Annotated in this window: 1 protein-coding gene; it reads left to right on the forward strand. The window is 73.0% G+C overall.

Annotated features, from left to right (window positions below):
• Nucleotides 1-519: DUF4118 domain-containing protein (locus tag GTP90_RS36035; protein ID WP_161087962.1), on the forward strand; the 519-nt coding region annotated here is incomplete at both ends.

Raw genomic sequence — 519 nt, forward strand, 5'->3', positions numbered from 1 at the left:
GGCCGCGCAGGCGCGCAAGCGCGCGGTCGGCTACCTCGCGGCCAGCGGCGCCAGCCTGGCCACCGCCTTGCTGGCCACGCCGCTGCTGGCCTACCTGGACCTGGCCAACATCGCCATGCTGTTCCTGCTGGTGGTGGTGCTGGTGGCGGTGCGGTACGGGCGCGGGCCGTCGGTGCTGGCCACCTGCGTCAGCGTGGCCTGCTTCGACTTCTTCTTCGTGCCGCCGCGCTTCACCTTCGCCGTGTCGGACTTCCAGTACCTGGTCACCTTCGTGGTGATGCTGGCGGTGGGCCTGATCACCGGCCACCTGACGGCCGGCCTGCGCTTCCAGGCGCGGGTGGCGTCGCACCGCGAGAAGCGCGCGCGCGCGCTGTACGAGTTCGCGCGCGAGCTGTCCGGCGCGCTGCAGACCGAGCAGATCTTCGACATCACGCAGGGCGTCATCCAGCGCGCCTTCCGCGCCCGCGCCACGCTGCTGATGCCGGACGACGCCGGCCGCCTGCTGCCGCCGGCCGTGCC

Source organism: Duganella vulcania, from assembly GCF_009857655.1.
GTDB lineage: Bacteria > Pseudomonadota > Gammaproteobacteria > Burkholderiales > Burkholderiaceae_D > Rugamonas > Rugamonas vulcania.